The 16,078-nt window shown below is 44.1% G+C and carries 9 protein-coding genes; 1 reads left to right on the forward strand and 8 read right to left on the reverse strand.

From position 1 onward, the window contains the following. Window positions 1–28 precede the first annotated feature (28 nt). Window positions 29–400: a VOC family protein gene (locus L1286_RS11560; protein WP_235407209.1), complete on the forward strand. Its 372-nt coding sequence runs from the start codon at window positions 29–31 to the stop codon at window positions 398–400. A 15-nt stretch (window positions 401–415) separates the two neighbouring features. Here L1286_RS11560 and L1286_RS11565 read toward each other — a convergent pair whose 3' ends face one another. From L1286_RS11565 to L1286_RS11600, 8 genes are all read right to left on the reverse strand, one after another. Next, window positions 416–2,068 carry an HD domain-containing phosphohydrolase gene (locus L1286_RS11565; protein ID WP_235407210.1) on the reverse strand — a complete coding sequence of 551 codons (1,653 nt, stop codon included), beginning with the start codon at window positions 2,066–2,068 and terminating at the stop codon, window positions 416–418. Window positions 2,069–2,084: 16 nt separating this feature from the next. After that, entirely contained in the window at window positions 2,085–4,310 is a 2,226-nt protein-coding gene (locus L1286_RS11570) for a CHASE2 domain-containing protein (protein WP_235407211.1), read from the reverse strand. Continuing rightward, entirely contained in the window at window positions 4,307–5,125 is an 819-nt protein-coding gene (locus L1286_RS11575) for an MBL fold metallo-hydrolase (protein ID WP_235407212.1), read from the reverse strand. Before L1286_RS11575 ends, L1286_RS11570 begins: the two co-directional genes overlap by 4 nt. 22 nt (window positions 5,126–5,147) lie before the next feature. Next, window positions 5,148–10,886 carry an Ig-like domain-containing protein gene (locus L1286_RS11580; RefSeq protein ID WP_235407213.1) on the reverse strand — a complete coding sequence of 1,913 codons (5,739 nt, stop codon included), beginning with the start codon at window positions 10,884–10,886 and terminating at the stop codon, window positions 5,148–5,150. A 9-nt stretch (window positions 10,887–10,895) separates the two neighbouring features. Beyond that, window positions 10,896–12,110: a FecR family protein gene (locus L1286_RS11585; protein ID WP_235407214.1), complete on the reverse strand. Its 1,215-nt coding sequence runs from the start codon at window positions 12,108–12,110 to the stop codon at window positions 10,896–10,898. Continuing rightward, window positions 12,100–13,443 carry a hypothetical protein gene (locus L1286_RS11590; protein ID WP_235407215.1) on the reverse strand — a complete coding sequence of 448 codons (1,344 nt, stop codon included), beginning with the start codon at window positions 13,441–13,443 and terminating at the stop codon, window positions 12,100–12,102. The genes L1286_RS11585 and L1286_RS11590 overlap by 11 nt, the downstream gene beginning before the upstream one ends. Before the next feature lie 310 nt (window positions 13,444–13,753). Further along, the gene (locus tag L1286_RS11595) at window positions 13,754–15,271 is read right to left on the reverse strand and encodes a polyamine aminopropyltransferase (RefSeq protein WP_235407216.1); all 1,518 of its coding nucleotides are present in this window, start codon (window positions 15,269–15,271) and stop codon (window positions 13,754–13,756) included. After that, on the reverse strand, window positions 15,271–16,077 hold the full coding sequence (locus tag L1286_RS11600; protein WP_235407217.1) for a hypothetical protein: 807 nt from the start codon (window positions 16,075–16,077) through the stop codon (window positions 15,271–15,273). The genes L1286_RS11595 and L1286_RS11600 overlap by 1 nt, the downstream gene beginning before the upstream one ends. Window position 16,078: the final 1 nt, after the last annotated feature.

Raw genomic sequence — 16,078 nt, forward strand, 5'->3', positions numbered from 1 at the left:
ATGAAATTAGAACAAGGATCCATATGTTATGAAACTGAACCAAGTCACTCTGCCTGTCATTGACATGAACAAGGCCGTCGCGTTTTATCAGTTGCTCGGCTTCACGTTAATCGTTGATACGCCGCATTATGCTCGATTTGAATGCCCTGAAGGAGACAGTACATTTTCTCTCTCTTTGGAATCTGCAGCATTTAACAATGGCGCAACCATTTATTTTGAACACGAACAGTTAGAAGAATGGGTTCATACGCTACTAGATAAAGGTGTGACATTTGAGCAATTGCCCACTATGGAACGCTACTTATGGAAAGAGGCCATCCTGTTTGACCCTTCAGGGAATCAAATAAAGTTGTATTGGGCTGGCGAAAATCGCCGCAATCCCCCCTGGCGTGTTAATTGATCCCGTTCACTAAGGTCAATCTGAGCCGTAGCCCGGAATTTTGGTCACATCAACCTCATCAATCTGTTCGGGCTTTAGATACTCCTTCGCATAATCAAGGTATACGCCAGAATTGACAAACACATCGAATAAATCTGGGTCAATGTGATCGCCGAGCTTCATTTTCCCCATAATGAATAAACATTCACTGAGCGGTTTGGCATCCTTGTACGGTCTGTCTGCGGCAGTTAAAGCTTCAAAAATATCCGCGATTGCCATAATTCTTGCGGGGACCGACATTTGTTCTCGAGTCAATCCTTTTGGGTAGCCTGTGCCATCCATTTTTTCATGATGGCCACCAGCAAATTCAGGCACGCGACGAAGGTGCTTAGGAAAAGGCAGCGCCTCCAACATTTCTAGTGTGATATCCATGTGTTTATTTATAACTAACCTCTCTTCTTTGGTCAGTGTGCCTCTGGCAATACTTAAGTTATACACTTCTTCTTCACTCAGTAAGGGCTGAGAGTTAGATGCGATTTCAACACAAAAGCGGTCAGCCAAGGCTTGCACCCTTTGTTGATCTTCTTCTCTCATAAACTCACCACCAATATTCGCCTTTTGCAAAAAAGCACTTTCTTCGTCGAGCTCTGCCAGTTTGCACGCTAACTCTTGCTTCAACTGGTTGGCATTTTCTTGCTCATCGAGTACTTCTGCTCGAACAATGTCTTTTGTATAGCTTAGCTCCACGTCACGTTTTGCAATTTCTATTTTCGCAACAACCAGCTCAATCCTATCGTAAACGGAGTGCAGTTTTGTGGCCTTATCCATGACATATTCAGGGATAGCAATTTTTCCACAGTCATGTAACCATCCCGCGAGTGACAATTCATGCCTATCAGCTTGGTCCATTCTAAATTCAGCCATTGGCCCTTGTTTTGCGTTGTGCACAGCTTCAGCTATCATCATGGTTAATTCAGGAACGCGTCTACAATGCCCTCCCGTATACGGTGACTTTTCATCAATGGCTTTTGCAATCAAACGTGTAAAGGCTTGAAACAGTGTTTCCATATCATCAATAAGCTGACGGTTTGTAATGGCCACTGCCGCCAAGGAGGTGATCGAGCATATCAATTCCACTAGCGAGGTAGAAAACGGTACAACCTTACCGTTGCTTCTGGGGTTAATGAGCTGTAGTACGCCATTGAGATCTCTCTCATGGTTTGCCATAGGGACTGTCAGTACTGATTGAGTGTGGTATCCGGTCTTTTTATCCATTGCACGCGCTGCTGATAAATCATAGGCACTGCAATCATATACATCGTCTATGCGGATCAGTTCTTTCTTAGCTGCTGCTAGCGCCACCAATGCGCTTTCATTCGGCTTGCCACTTTCCAGATAAATAGGAATAGATGGAAAAGGGATCTCTACACCGGACGTACCACCCATATGCATCCCTAATGGCTCATTTATCAGCGTAGCAAAATTGAGCTGCTCATCCTCCGAAACAGCGTAAATCGTGCCACCTTCAGCGTTACTCAAAGCAATCGCAGACTCTAAAATATGCTCTAATAATCTGTCTGTGTCATGCTCAGCAGACAGCTCGGTTGCCAACTTCAATAAATGCTTGAGTGCAATATTGCTTTCTACAAGTACTTCTTCAGTGACTGTTTTACTAATAGACAAATCCATGACCCATCATGCCTTTCTACTTAGACTTGTGCGTGTAACTTCCATCCCAGCTTTCCCCAGGAGGGTTTACCTGCATCTCACGCACTCTTTCACACAAAAGTCGGTAAATCTTTCGTTGTGGTTGCAACTCTATAAGTTTAGTAAAAGCTGGCAAAGCTTCCTGCCAACATTGCGATAAATACATCTTCCAAGCGGAATTATGTGCTTCTAACTCGTCCAATTGTGCTTTGGTCACCTCACTTTTCAATGCAATAGGCTCATAAATGGTAACTGCGACGTTTTTGCCTTTTACCTTCACTTTATCGATTGGCCTAAAAATTATGTTGGGACAATGCTCATAGGTCATTTCACTAATTAAAATGCCAACGCCGTAGAACTTTGTTAACCCTTCTAAGCGTGACCCCAAATTGACCGCGTCACCTAGTACCGTGTACGCCCTGCGATATTCGGAGCCCATATCTCCGACATTCATGTCGCCAGTATTAAGACCAATCCCAATTGCAAAGGGAGGAAACCCTTGCGCTGTCATCTTGTCTTGCAGTTCATCCACTTGAACCTGCATTTGCATTGCACATTTAACGGCTAACTCAGGATGCGCTTCTACCAATAAAGGCGCATTCCAAAAAGCCATAACCATATCACCCACATACTTATCTATCGTGCCTTGGTACTCGAAAATTATCTGTGTAATTGGTGAGAAATATTGATTTAGATAGGCTTTTAAGCGACCGGCATCGAGAGACTCTGAAATACTTGTGAACTCGCGAATATCGGCAAACAATACTGTCATGACGCGTTTTTCTCCTTCCATAGAGGCTTGATCTGGCTGCTCCAGCATTGACGCTATGTGCGCGGGTGGTACGTACTGATCAAAAATAGACTTTATTTGTACACGTTCTTTGTGTTCTTTTACAAAACCTAAACTACCCAACACGGTGGTTTGAGTGACTGTTAACCCAAGCACTGCAATTTGAGGGAAATCGAGCCGCCAAACAATCCAAGCATAAAAACTAAAGAATATAAAACAACCGGTTATGCCTATTGCGACGAGTGTCATCCCAAACACACCCAATACAGGTAAGATAATAGAAGTAATGATCCCCAAAGCCAGTAACAAAACAACAACAGCACCATCTATCCAGTCAGGCCTAGATGGAAGGAGTTCGGGAAAAACAAGTCCCTCCAGCACATTTGCATGTACTTCCACGCCGGGGTATTGCACACCCACGGGCGTTGTCCGCAAATCTGCATGCCCTACCGCAGATGTACCAACAAATACAATTGCCTGATCAAAAAGCGCCGCATCGATTTCCCCCTTGAGTACGTCGGTTGCCGATACATACGGAAAGCTGAAAGCAGGTCCTCTGAAGGGGATCGCAACCCGACCATAGTCATCCGTTGGGATGAGTGTTGTACCAAGCTTAATCCCTTGAACACTGTGTCCATCACCAAAAGGTTTTGCAATAATTTTTACCTCATCAGCGAGGGTGTATAACCGCGCAGCCTCAAGAGCAAGCGCAGGAAAGGCTTGACCATTGTGTTTTATCATGAGCATAGAATAACGAACAAATCCGTCTCCATCAGGGGCACTATTTATAAATCCCGTGCCAGGGCTATTCAATTGCAACACTTTGACGTTTGCGACATGACCTGCAAAATCAGGAATTGGTAGATCACTAGGAGTAATATCGCCAGAAAAAATAGGCGTCGGTAGCTTACCAACAAGAATGTCTTTTTGATGTTCAAATAGCATACCAAGCACTGTGTCTGTGGCATCGAGTGTTTTTGAAAACGCAATATCAGCGTCTATATCCGGTGCAAGTGTCTCTAAGGTATTAATCATTTCGGCTTTTTTACCACCTAAATGATGTACCACTTGCATGGCAGGGTTAAGCTCTGGCTCAGAAAACAAAACATCATAAGCAACCACCGCAACGCCCGCATTAGCCAACTGTGTTTGTAGACGCGCCATAACATGCCGACTCCATGGAAAGCGCCCCACGTCAATTAAGCTTTGTTCATCAATATCGACTATCACAATGGGTAAAAATGAGCGCTGTTGCCACTCTAAAGACTCTTTCAAGCGGACATCGTAGGCTAACCCCTCAAACCTTTTGATAACTTGACCATACGGAGAGGCTGGAGACAGAGCCAATAAATGAAGCAGGATAAATAAAAGCGTTATCACTGAACCGGTAACCCACTGTAGTCGGTACAGCTTAAACCACTTTCTTAAAGTCATGCTATTTCAAGGCCTTCAAAGGCCAAGATTGTATTGAAGGGATAGTTGCTATTTCTAATATTCTTGTCGATTTGGTCCAAATCATGGTCTGACCTTGCCGGATCGTGACTGATTATCACAAGGTTTTTTACTTGTCCTTGCTCTGCTAGCGCGAGCGCATCTTTTATTTGCGAGTGGCCCCACCCCATTTTCAGAGGGTAATCACTTGGAATAAATTGACCATCATGAATGAGGTAATCAGCCCCATTCACAAATTCGACCCATTCATCAAAGTCTGTGACAGGTTCATTTGGTGGGTATAGTTCATTGTCAATGGCATAGACGATAGTCATGCCATCTACGGTTAATCGATATGCACTCCCCCCCCCTGGGTGATTCATCGCTTTGCGATCAATGTTTATGTCTTGATAAAGCCATGAATCCTGCTTTTGGATGTGCAGCTTAACATCGGCTGGCAAATCAGTGGATTTTACCGGGAAATAACTCCCCTGCATTTGTTTTAGAATCGCATCCGGTGCCAATTCTTCGGTAATACCAGGAATGATTGTAATATCGCGCTTGGGCATATAAGCCGGAACAAAAAACGGAAAACCTTGAATATGATCCCAATGATTGTGGCTAAGTAATATATATATCGGCCTTTTGTCCCTCAGGAGTTCATCTCCCAGCAATCTGATCCCTGTGCCTGAGTCGAGTATCACGTGAGCACCGGCATTACTTTGCAAGGAAACACATACGGTGTTTCCCCCATATTTTACTGTGTCAGGCCCCGGCGTGGGGATAGACCCCCTCACGCCGTAAAATTTTAACTTCATTATTTACAAACCTCACTGCCAGCTAGTCTGACACTTCAATCTTACCAGCCTGAAGAACAATCACTTTGGGTTCATCTTGCTGTAATACAAGGACAAAACTATTACCATTATTTAAACTAATAGCAGACTCAAGCTGTCCTGTCATTGTCGCGCTAAACTGCTGATAACCGACAGAGTTGAACGACAAGTCAAAGGTCCCCGGCTCTTCGTCTAATTTCACCCTTGCGACGTACACATCCAACCCTGACGTAGCTTGTAAGAACATTACCAACTCACCGGTACTCTGTGCCCAACCTTGTTTGACCGCGACAGCCGTTGTTCCCAGTTGTTCAAATATGAGCACCCCACTCGCACCAAAGGTTGTATCTAACGTACCATCACTGTTCACTCTCACAACAAAGTTTTTAGTGCCTCCGGTGCCAAAAATGACAAATCGTCCTTCACCGTCGACAAAAGACCCCTTAAGCGTCAATGTCTCACCAGAGACCAAACCAATATCTAACGCAGCAACACCTGCAGTACCAAAAGTTGGATCTAATACGCCAGTAACCGTCGCTTTAGCCAAAATAACACGTGGCTCTGTAAACTCTTGTTCGTCAGTACCAATCCCAATTAAAAAGGTTGAAACTGGATGTATAAAGTCAATCCCTCGTGCAGTGGTGCCACAAGAGACCCCGCTTGGAACTGGGTATTGAAAATGCCCAGACATAATTCCAACATTGGAGTAAATAAACGCATGGCTTTGATCTATACAACCATCATTGATTTTAGCAAACGCTAAGAAATCGCCAGTCGCAAGGCTATACAGTTTGGTTATCGCAATCGTACTGCCCGTGCCACCATATTCACCAGCATTGATACTAATGGCACTACCACTACTCCCTGGAATAAAGTCAAAGTCTTGTACACCAGCGTTGGTCATATTGACAATGAAAGCTTGGCTTGTGTTTTGATTGCCCGCTAGCAATAGGTTACCTGCAGCAGTCTCAACCATGGCCGTCGTCGTTCCAGAATTGCTCAAAGCGAACTGCGCTTTGCCCAAACCACCAAATGCCGACACGCCTTTACCCGTATCGTCCAATTTATAGATATACGGCACTTCACCGTCTTGCCATGTGGTTGTGTAGCCCGAAATAAAGAGTTGATTAGAAGTAGATAAAGCACCTTGTCCAGTCGCAAAGGTCTCATTATCAGAGCCTGTATCTAAATCTACCTGACCACTAGAACCGAAATTAGAATTCAATTGCGCGTCTAACGTAAACTCACCCAACCATAGAGAATAAAAGAAGTTATTCCCCACAGAACGGTATTGATAGCCATACATCAGTAACCCTTGAGCAGTACGATGTAAATCGACAGGTGCCAATAAAAACTGACGATAAGCCGTTGGGCCACCGCTGTCAGGTAACCACGCACTATCTATCACCCCATTGTGATCTGTCCTTATCAATTGAGCCGCATTTGAAGAAGAGCTCGATAACCCTCGACCAATACCAACATAGTAATGGCTATCGTCAGCAAAGATGCCAAAGCCGTATGCATTCCATGTGGAGAAGTCTTGACCTTCAATACCTGACGCAGGTAACTGATTCAATTCATAAAGGATATATCCGCTCGTATTGAACGTGGTGTCCATATTGCCATCACTGTCTAAACGCATGACGAACACCGATTTATCACTGCCGCCCGTTAAATAAGAATCTCCCGTGAGCAAAATTTTGCCATCACTGAGTTGGACAACATCATGTACCTGGTTATCAAATGACGCACTATAAATGTCAATTTGTAAGAAGCCTGAAGATTGGAAGCTTGTATCCAGCAACAAAGTTGATTTATTGACCCTCGCAAACAGGAGATCTTTGTTACCAGCCTCTGACATCACCTCACCATAAACAAGCAAGTGGGTACCCAAATCCACAAACCCGTCTGCATATTGCGAAGATCCAGGCGCCAAATCTAACGAACCACTTATCCCGCCTGAAGAGTCAACTCTAGTCAGGCTGATCGTCGTATTCTCTCCAATTTTCACATCACTCAGAACTGTCACAGTTTGCGAATCGTCAACCATAATCGCAACAGGCGTGATGCGAGCCCCAGTGGTCAGTGGCAACTTGGTATAACCAGAACCCGCACCGTACGTGGTATCATGGGAGCCATCAGAATTTAATCTGAATAACAAGAGTTCTTGCGCTTCAGTGCTACCAAAGTCAGCATAACCTGCGACATAAATTCGGTTTTCACTGTCTACCGCAACGACCTTGGCCACAATATTTTGCGGTTGGTCGGACACTTCAATGCCAAAATAACTCTCAAATACACCTTGGTTTGCAAAGCTCGTATCAGGATAGCCATCAGGCATTAGTTTAGTCACGACCGCTCTGTGAATATTACGACTGATGCTCTCAACCCAAGTTCCAACACCGCCCACAACTAATACTTTGCCATCAGACAGTACTATTGACTGCCCGACTTCGTGGTACTCCATTGATGCCCGCAAGCGAACGACTTTTTCTCCATCTGAACCAAATGTCGTCAGTTTATTGGCAACAAATATGGTCTGTGCCACAGTCACATTTATGGTGATTGAAGCTGAGCTACATAAAGGAGGTGATACACTGTCGCAGACTTCTACTGTCAGCGCGTATGTCGTTGCACCGTTCGACGCGATTTGTGTCGCATTTGCTACCGTGACCCTGCCATCTTGGGCGATAGCAAAAAGCGCTGCATTTACACCGGTTAAGCTAAAACTAATATCATCCCCATCTGGATCAGACGCACTCACTTGAAGCACAAGGTCACCGTTGGACACATTAGTCTGAATGTTTGCAGAATTACCTGACACGTTCGGCGCATAATTCTTATTGTTCACAACAATAGAAACGGTCGCAACATTCGATGTTTGAGATGCATTGTTACTCACTTGATATGTAAACGAGTCATTGCCAACAAAATTGTTCATAGGAATATAACTGACAGTGCCAGTCAAGCTATCAATAAACGTCGAGCCATGGCCCACTGGGGTGATGATTTCCACGGTCGACGGCACCAACGCCAAACCTTTAGCATTATCATTTGCCAAAACGTCAATCATTACTGACGTATTTTTATCAAGCGTTGCGCTATCAGGATTAGCGATAGGTGTTGTGTCTGGTTCTACAATCGTGATTGACACAAGTGCAATGTTAGACAGCGCACCAGCATTGTCTTTGACCTGATAAGAGAAGCTATCAGTACCGACTGCCGTACCGGTATGCTGATAGGTAAATGAACCAGTAGAACCAAGACTCACCGTCCCTTTGCTGGGCGAAGCCACTAATTCTAGCGTACTGAAATCAATCAACCCATCTTCATCTGTGTCATTTTCAAGCACACTAATAAAGACCGAACTCCCTATCTCTACCTCCGCGCTATCGTTGTTAGCAACCGGTGGCTGATTGGCCTCACTTACTGATACAGTGACAATTGCCGTATTAGAAAAATCGCCGCGATTATCTTGTACCCGATATTCGAATGTATCGATACCAACAAAGCCTGACTCCGGTAAATAAGTCACCACGTGGTCAGAAGTATTGATGCTGGTACTCCCATTTTTAGGTGATGTGACAATTTCTAACGACACCCCATTTAGGCTTCCATCAGGATCGCTGTCATTTGCCAGTACGTTAATTTCAACGGCGGTATCCTGCGTGGTAGATGCGGCATCATTCGCCGCCACCGGCGGTATGTTTTCTGTAGTCACAAAAATATAAACGAACGCTTCATTTGAGACTGCCCCTTCATTGTCTTTCACGGTATACGTAAAGTAGTCCGTACCATCAAACCCTGACTCACTTTGATACACAAACTTGTTGGCACTGTTCAGTGACAAACTACCGTGCATCGGCTCCATCACCACGGAGAGTGTAGAAAGATCTAATACCCCATCAATGTCTAAGTCGTTATTGGCCACATCTATCTCAATTTGCGCACCTGCCGTTACTTCGACTGAGTCATCTAAGGCCATAGGCGGGTCGTTCACAGGAACAATATCTATCAACGCAAACGCTGTCGCCGTTGCGCCTTGTAAATCAGAAACTTGATAAACAAAGAAATCTTGCCCTGAGAAGTTTTCTCCTGGGGTATATCTGAACCCCCCTTCACTCGTTAGCTCAAGCGCGCCATTTTTGGTAGTCTCAGCTATTTCTATTTGCAAGTTAATTAGGTCTGTACTGCCACTGTCTAGCTGGTCGTCCGTATCGTTATCCAAAATCCCTGGGGCGGATATTTGCAGCAAGATATCTTCACTTGTTTGATAGTTGTCATTGACGGCGGTCGGGGGAGTGTTTGTCAATTCCTCTTCGATACTGATAGATACATCAGCTGTTGCAAACCCGCCATTGCCATCTTCGATGCGGTACTCAAAGAAATCTGAACCAACAAAATCAGCTGTTGGTACGTATGTAAACGTACCGTCAGAATTCAAGGTCAATGTACCATTTTGAACATCCACGACGGGGGTTGTATTTACAGATACAGAGTCACCATCAAAGTCAATATCATTGACCAGTAACCCACCACCAGAAATAGAAAGCTCACTGTTTTTTTGCAAGGCATAGCTGTTTGGTAAGGCCATGGGGTTTTGATTCGTGCGTTCGATGTTGATACTCACCGTCGCTTGAGCCGTTGCCCCCTGCGTATTTATCACTTGATAAACAAAGCTATCTGAGCCAAAGAAGCTCTCTTTTGGCGTATATGTAAAATTACCATTGGACTGTAAATTCAATTCGCCATTTTGTGGAGATACCTGAACCGGCAACACAACTTGCAATGGCCCGAATCCTAAATCTTGGTCATTACTTAAAACATTTCCTGAGACCGCTTGGAACTGCGCCCCAGTAAATGAATCATTATTCGCTACTGGAAAAATTAATTCGGTTGCGGGCAACATAATTGAGTCACTAAACGCACTCTCGCCACTGCCATCAATGCCCGTTACTCGCAAGTAATAATGCTTTTGGGCGTCAAGCCCGGTGAAATCTTGATTGGTTTCAGTCAGTGCAATTACCCTTCTGCCATCAGGTAATGCGGTAACAGATGAAAGTGTGTTTATAGGCGATTGAGCAAGATACACATTATAACGCAGTGCTTCATCCAATGGTTGCCAGCTCACAGATACAGTACCGTCCTCACTTCTTTGCGTGGGTTCAACCACCACACTTCTTGGTAGCCAGTTTACTTGCTTTGTAGCAACGACCGTCACATTGCCGCTCAAGTCCTCTACCCACACTTGAATATTGATTGAACCTCGCGCTTGTCCAAAATTAAACGGGTTTATCCCTGTTTGGGTAAATTTGAATGGGGTTGAGCAGTTACTTTCGCAAAGTACGATGGCTTGCTCGGTATCATTAAAACCAATTAAGACTCGACTAATGCCGTCTGGATCTTCAATATTTTCAACGGAAACGGTTAAATTACCACGCTCTGTTATCGTATCTGTAGGATGTATCAGATCGCCGGTGCCATTGATCATCACATCATCTACAACTTGCCCTTCTTCGAGGCGAGCGAACCGATATCGAGTTTGATAAGAAAATTCGACCACCTTTGGTACGTGTGAAATCAAATTAGGTTGTTGAGGGGTAAGCGGTGCTGAAGAAACATTGTCTCCCGTGTCGTTTGACTGCTGGAGTGGTTTATTGTCACTTCCCCCCCCACATGCAACGAGTAAAAAGCCTGATACAAGCACAGCCGTAAGCGTTTGATAAATTGACTGAATACGCATTTCCATCTCCTAAGGCTGACTTAAAATGAAAGCCCCTTGAGCAACAACACTCGGGTTCTCTACTTCTTGCAAATTAAATGAACCAGTTAAGCGGTCTAAACCGTTGGTAAACTGACTTTGTATGGTACCTGTAGCCAAATTTTGCCCGTGAGAAGCAAAATTCACCCCCAAGGTCATCCCTTCTTGATTTATCAAGCCGTTAAACGCAGCAAACCACTCGCCGCCAGAATCCTGGAAAGACAATGCCCCTTGTTCTACGGTTCCCCTATCAAAATTCACTGTCATTTGCATATCAATGGTGCTGACCGCGCCTAAGCTAGACACAGCATCAATTCTGTCTAATACCGAATACGCAGTGCTGCCTGAACGTTCGGCAATCAGTTCCGAAAGGGGTTTGACGCCCAAGCTGTCAAGCTCTTGTTCATTGATAAATTCATTCTGCGACACATCCCTCACAATTTGCGACACATTCCCAGCTAAAAACGGCAGAGAGGTCTGTGTTGAGGTGCTTACCTCAGTATTTGAAATCGCAACCGTTTCTTCATCGGACTCAGACCCTTGTGCAGACTGACTTACCGTAGAAGAAATTGAAGTGAGTTCTGATGGCGGTTTCAGTAAAGATGTCACCGCACCACTTTGATTCACTTTTGCGAAAGAAAAGTCCCCACCTTTACCCAGTAATACAGGTCCTTCTCCTCCCCCCGTTGCATTGCTCATATCTAACTCAATCGTGCCATCCCACACGGCAAGGAATAACTCATTGTTTTTCCATTCAACTTCATAGTGCGTTCCTCGTATACCGATACTGCCCACAGGTGTTTTGAGCTTGTAGTTCCCTTTATCCCCTTTTATTTCTCCAGTAATCGTCCTCAAACCACCAGATATCAACTCCATAACGACAGAGCCGCTTTCTCCCGTGCCAATTTGATATTCATCTATTTTGAGTTGGGTTTGTGCTTTGAGCGCAATCAATGCGCCGTCTTGCATCCGCAATTGAGCTTGTCCTGAGGCTCCTGTATTGACAATATCAACATCATAAATTGGGCTTCGCCTTTTTAAATCTCTCAATGCATCAGTCGCTGTATCGGTAGCGACGACTTCACCTCGGGACATAATGGTTTTGCCCGCTTGCGCAGCAGACGCAGTGAATGGTAAAAACAAACTGAGTGCCAAAACCCCGGCATAAAACTGCTTTTCATTGAACAGTGTAAGGTTAGAATTCATAACGGACTCCTGTGAACCACTCTGTGCGATCATAGCTATACAAGGTAATGGAGCTGTGTTTGTCGTAGTATGACGCTGCTACATCTACGCTCCAAGCTTCATCCCATTGGTAACGCCAACTCAGGTTTAATATCACGAGCTCTTCATTTCGTGTTTGCAAAAAGAATGGATGAACAGCTCGATGTTCTATGTCTCTGTATTGCGCTTTAAAAGTGAGCAAACTATTTTCTGACGTTCTATGCGCCACAGATCCCGAAATAAAGTCGTAGTCTCGTCCGTAGTGCTCACCTTCATCATATCGCGCAGGTTGCCATGTATACCCAGCATCAACCCGCACTAACCAAAGGTCAGAAGCGTGACCAAGGCCACCTTGTAGTGTGTAAATTCGGCTATCCAGATTTCTGTCTTGTACATTATTTTGTAAAAACACAAATCCACTTAAGGCCGTGAACCAGTGCTCAGAAAAGTAATATTGCGTACTGGCATACAATCCAAAGTCTTGTTGGTATGTGTTGTCGTCTAACGTTAACACGCCAAATTGGCCACCAACTGAAAAAGCGGTTTTATCCTTTTTGTGCTCATATCCAACTCTAATCGTCCCTTGATAGCGGTCGAATTCGTCGGTGTCTTGGTGCCGCTGATCTGAATAGTCTACATCTAGTTTCCATGCATCGTGCTGGGTTTGTTGCCACTTAGCTCGGAAGTTATAACGAAAGCGCATAAAATTGTCGGCGGTTTTTTGGCTAGTTGCATCCAATAAGAAGGGGATCCCGCCAATGACGATGCGGTCATCAAGGGCGCCACTATTCACATTTGAATCGTGACCAAGCGCCAGCGAGATTGAATGTTTAAATGACTCTTCCAATTGGCTAGAGCGCGTCTCAACAGACTTCAGAGCAGCTCGCACATTTTTGCGCATAGCAGGTGTTAATTGTGCTGATTCTAGCCCTTGTAAAATATTTTTAGCTTGGGCATAGTTTTTTTGCTTTGCATAGGTGAGTCCCAACAAATAATGGCTAGGGACATGGTCAGGCCAACTGACAAGTACTCGCTCAAGTGCGAATATGGTCTCATCGTATTTTGCGACTTCGAGTGCTGCTTGAGCATATAAAAAGTCAAAGTTAGGGTCGCCAGCAAATTCATTAATCGCGTTGTCTGCGCGTTCAAAAGCTGCTTGGTAGTTTTTATCAATTAAGGCATTGTGAAGTTCTGATATTGTTTTCCGTAATGCTTCATCGCCTGTTGACTCGATTCCCTGTGCAGTACACAGGAAACCCGTACAACATGCAATCAAAGCCACAAAAACACGTGCGCATCGAAGTACTAGTGACATAGCTAATCACCCACATATTGGTTATCGTATGAACATCACTATCTACCTCAAGCAAAACCGAATAATCGAACCAAAGGATTGCTAATCGACTAGAACACGTACTACATGCCTAGATAGGATGATCAAAGTATAAACAACAACTTCAATAATTCACTTCTGATTTCGGGTACATTTTTCCAGTTCAACGCAGGGTCTCGGAAGTGCTGCTGTAACCCATTAATAACTATAGACTAACTATGAGTATTTAAGTTTAGTTACCTATTTGATGGCGTATTGCTACGCGGAGAAAAGCGCATGCTAGTACAGCTGATTAATTCCAATAACGCCAACCTTCGAGGTATAAGTACAAGACATTAGGCCTATCTAATGTACTCACCACTTTTTGCGCCACTGTCTGGTCTCGTGATACCACTTGCATCGCATCATCTAGCGCTTGCGAGTAAAAACGAGTTTCAACCTGACGCTCTGTAGAAAGTGACCCACATTGAGATTTGCATCCCATTACAAATCCCCACTCGCCAAAAGAGGGCACATTCACAAAGAATGTATTTACCTCTTTCATGCCACTGGCTGCTATTGTGTTGCGAATAGACCAAAACGCATCCTTTGCGAAAAATGGGCTGGTCGCTTGAGTGACTAACCGTCCATGTTCATTAAGAGCTTTACCTACCAAACGATAAAATTGCAGAGAGTACAGACGTGCTAGGCTCACCGTTTTCGGATCTGGTAAATCAATGATAACCAGATCAAATTTGTTATTAAATTCCTGCAAATATACCATCGCATCACCATGCCAAACAGTGACTTTTTCTGAGTTTAAGGCATCGTTGTTAAGTTCGACAAGATAATGATTTTCCCTGGCTAACTTTGCCACTGCGGGGTCTAAGTCTACTAAAGTGATGTTTTTAACACGATCGTATTTAAGTAACTCTCGGACGGCCAAGCCATCCCCGCCACCCAGGACCAAAACATTTTCAATTGCCTCATCCCTTTGCATAGCTGGATGCACCAATACTTCGTGATAACGGTATTCATCCATAGAAGAAAATTGCAGTCCACCGTTGAGATACAACCGCACATCGTTCTTGTGCCGGGTCATCACAATTTGCTGATACTGAGTTTGTTCACTATGGACCACCGGGTCATCAAACACATGGCCGTTCCATGCTTTGTTTAAGCTATGGCTTGAAACCATAGTACCCAACAAAATGACCGATACTATTAACAACCAAAATCTCAGTTGATATTTAGGCCTATCCAATATTTGTGGAGAAAAATACCACAATAAGGACATCGCTATAGATAAATTAATTAGCCCAAACATTAAGGACGTTTTAAAAATCCCCAACCAAGGAAGAAAAACAAATGGAAATAGTAATGTAGCCAGCAAAGCCCCAAAATAATCTAGTGAAAGTACGTTGGACAAGTTCGCTTTCAAGCTGTAGTGCTTCTCCATTAAACGACTGAGTAGTGGAATTTCCAACCCTATCAAGGTACCAATTATCGCAGTGAGTGCCACTGAGGTTACTTGCACCGATATATCGATTGCATAAGCTAAGTACAGAAGAGGAACGCTAAGCCCACCAATAAGCGCCAGCACCAATTCAAATCCAATAAATTGGGATAAAAGCCGCGTATCTTTAATAAAGCGAGACAGGTATGACCCGACTCCCATAAAGGCCATATATACGCCAATAGTCAGTGAAAACTGGGTGATACTGTCACCGAGAAAGTAAGACCCAGTAGTTGCAATTAATAGCTCGTAGACAATTGAGCATAACCCAGCTATAAAAATACTAAACAGCAGTATATGACTTTCACGAAGCACTATTTGCCCCCAATGCCACTGCGTGTTCTATATCCAGCACTAGACATACTGTGCTCACGCAATTGACGATCTACTTTAAGGTTTTTATTTGACGCCGATTTCGCTCGGTAGTCTATTAGTAGGTCATTGTCACGGCATGCTATTGCAGTTATCACTGACAAAATAAACACATAAAATATGAGTAGCCACGCAACTGGCATGAGCTTATTTTTTCTACGTTGTTGTCTAAAATCATAGCCATAATTACTGGATGATTTGCGATTGCCAAAAATATCTACGATGACAAAGGCGCCAAAACAGAGTATGCCTAACAGCCACATCGCCAAGTTTAGCCACTCTTTGTCACCATTTATTTCATACACTCGAAAATTGAAGTGGTTTGACGCAGCAGATGTCCTTAGAGCTGGGCCTTTTGAGGTATGTAAAACCGCATGATAATCACCGGATTCCGGTAATCTAATGTCAAAATAAAGATGGTCACGCGCCTCTCGCCATGCCCCCTCTGAGTCACGCCCTGTTTCAGTCCATAATTCATCGTGGTACGTGAACAAATATGTCTCATGTGTGCCGAAGACTTCGAACTCAAAACTAGACCAAGTGTTATCTCTCATATACCCTTTTACTTCAAAACGGGCCATGGCACCATCTTCGCTTATAGTAAATTTATATGGGACAGATTGGTGATCTTTACTGCTGACAAAAGGGGTGTTTTCAAGCGAATAGACAGGCTCTTGCACATATAATTTACAAAGCCAAGCTAAAACAGTCGCAACAAGCGTTGTTGCAGCAAACCTCATTAAACTCATC

This window comes from Pseudoalteromonas sp. SMS1 (assembly GCF_021530565.1).
Taxonomy (GTDB): Bacteria; Pseudomonadota; Gammaproteobacteria; order Enterobacterales; family Alteromonadaceae; genus Pseudoalteromonas.